This window comes from Cellulomonas biazotea, from assembly GCF_004306155.1.
Taxonomy (GTDB): Bacteria; Actinomycetota; Actinomycetes; order Actinomycetales; family Cellulomonadaceae; genus Cellulomonas; species Cellulomonas biazotea.
In genome coordinates, this window is the sequence record NZ_BIMR01000084.1 from 1 (window position 1) to 2651 (window position 2651).

General features: G+C 75.0%; 1 protein-coding gene. It reads right to left on the reverse strand.

The genetic code is table 11. The features are described 5' to 3' along the window. Window positions 1–91: 91 nt before the first annotated feature. A complete protein-coding gene (locus CBZ_RS07005) occupies window positions 92–2422 on the reverse strand; it encodes an MMPL family transporter (protein WP_246013129.1) in 2331 nt (776 codons plus the stop codon). Window positions 2423–2651: the final 229 nt, after the last annotated feature.

Consider the following 2651-nt stretch of genomic DNA (forward strand, 5'->3'; position numbering starts at 1 on the left):
CCGCGCCTCCCGGAGCAGGCGGCCGTGGATGCCGCGTCCCGCTCCCCCGTAGCCGACCAGTCCGACGCGCAGGTGCTCCATGCGCCTCACTCTACGGTCGGGCCGCACCCTCCGGCCCGGTCGCGGCGGGGGCGGTGACGGCCTGAGCAGGCTCGTCGGACGACACCGGGACCGAGGGTGCGTGCGCACCGTGGGCGTGCGGCCGGGAGAGCCGCGACGGCCACCAGGTGCGGTCGCCGATGTCGTGCACGAGGGCCGGGACGAGCAGGGACCGCACCACGGTGGTGTCGAGCAGGACCCCGAACGCGACGATCACGGCGAGCTGGGCGAGGAACAGCAGCGGGATGACGCCCAGTGCGGCGAACGTCACCGCGAGCACGACGCCCGCGGACGTGATGACGCCGCCGGTCACCGCCAGCCCTCGGACGACGCCTGCGCGCGTCCCCACGCGCAGCGACTCCTCACGCACCCGGGTCATGAGGAAGATCGTGTAGTCGACGCCGAGCGCGACGAGGAACACGAAGCCGTAGAGCGGCACGGCCGGGTCGGCGGGCGGCAGGTCGAGCACGTGGTTGAACAGCACCGCGGAGATCCCCAGCGCGGCCGCGAACGACAGCACGTTGGCGGCGAGCAGCAGGAGGGCGGCCGCGACGGAGCGCAGCAGCAGCATGAGGATCAGCGCGATGACGGCGAGCACGACGGGCACGATGACCCGCAGGTCGTGCTCGGCGGCGGCCTGCGCGTCGAGCGTCTCGGCGGCCGCGCCCCCGACGAGCGCGTCGGGGTCGACCGCGTGCGCGGCGGTGCGGACGTCCGCGGCGACGTCGACCGCCGCCTGCGAGTCGGACGGTGCGGTGGTGGTCACGTCGAGCCGCACGGTGCCGTCGACGACGACGGGCTCGCCGACGCCGGCCGGGGCACCCGCGGCGGCGCCGGTGTAGGGGGCGACGGTCTCGACGCCGTCGAGGTCCTCGACGGCCGCGGCGACCTCGTCGGCGGAGTCCTGCGCGGTGATGACGGTGATGGGCTGGACGGCGCCCGCGGGGAAGTGCTCGGCGAGGACCTCCTGGCCGCTGACGGCGTCGACCTCGGTGAGGAAGACGTCGGCCTGGTCGGTCCCACCGGCGCGGAAGGTGGGCAGGAACGCGGCGCCGACGGCGAGCAGCAGCACGGTGACGACCCACACGGGGCGGGCGTGCCGGGCCACGAACCGGGCGAGGCGGCCCCAGCCGCCGGGGGCGTCGGTCGGGTCGGTCGACGCCGCGGCGTGCGTGCCGTGCGCGGCGGGCTCGGTGGCCGCGACGGGGCGCGGCACCCGCGGCCAGAAGAAGGCGCGGGACCGGCGGCCGAGGACGAGCAGGAGCGCGGGCAGCAGCGTGAGCGCGGCGAGGAACGACGACGCGATGCCGATCGCGGCGACGGGGCCGAGGGACCGGTTCGACGCGAGGTCGGACAGCAGGAGGCACAGCACGCCGGCAGCGACGGTGCCCGCGGACGCGGCGATCGGCTCGACGCACGCACGCAGGGCGCGGCGCATCGCGGTCGCGGGGTGCTCGGCGGTGCGCAGCTCCTCGCGGTAGCGGGCGACGAGCAGCAGCGCGTAGTCGACGCTCGCGCCGACCACGAGGATCGACAGGATGCCCTGCGACTGCCCGTTGAGGACGAGGACGTCGTTGGCGGCGAGCTGGTAGACGACGAGGCCGGCGAGGCAGAGCGCGAAGACGGCCGTGAGGATGACGACGAACGGAAGGAACGGCGAGCGGTAGACGAGCACGAGGATCACGAGCACGGCGCCGAGCGCGACGAGCAGCAGGACGCCGTCGATCCCGCCGAACGCGGTGACGAGGTCGGCGACGAACCCGGCGGGCCCGGTGACCCAGGCGTTGAGGCCGGTGTCGCCGGCGTCGGTCGCGGTGGCGCCGAGGTCCTGCTCGAGGGACGTGCGCAGGTCGGTGACGAAGAGGTCGGTGATGGACTCCTCGGCGACCTGCTCGTCGGCGCGGTCACCGTCGAGGGAGAAGATCGCGAGCAGCGCGAGGCCGTCCTCGGAGGGCACGACGACGGGGTCGCCGAGCAGGTACTCGGACCACGTGGCGCCGTCGCCGTCGGGGACGTCGCGGCCGGGGACGTCCTGCGCCCAGGCGGTGGTGGCCTCCTGCTGCTCCGGGGTGACGTCGGTGTCGTCGGACGGCTGGAGGACGACGAGCGCCGGTAGGGTCGGCGTGTCGACGAACGCACGGCCCGCCTCGGCGGCGCGCGTGGACTCGGCCGACGACGGCAGGAACGCGGCCGAGTCGTTCGTCTGGACCTGACCGAGCTTGCCCTGCGCCATGCCTCCGAAGGCACCGATGGCGAGCCAGGCGACCAGGGCTACGGCGACGGCGAGGGAACGGACGAGGACCGCCCGGCGATTGCTCAGCATGCTGAGTATCATGGGTGGATCAGCGCCCGACGGCAAACGAAGGGGATCGACGCGGTGCACGACGGCCTGGACGACCCGGCTGCCCTGCGGGGCGGCGGCCCCGGCGACGACGACTTCGACCCCGCGTCGGCCGACCCCGCGCAGTGGCCCGTCGGCCGCCTCCTCTCGGCCGCGGCGCGGCGCGTCGAGCGGGAGTGGAACGCCCACCTGGCCGGCTGGGACCTCAACC

What these genes read in the sequence shown, in the direction of transcription:
- CBZ_RS07005 (WP_246013129.1), bottom strand. Translation starts at nt 2,422, where the DNA reads ATGCTGAGCAATCGCCGGGCGGTCCTCGTCCGTTCCCTCGCCGTCGCC.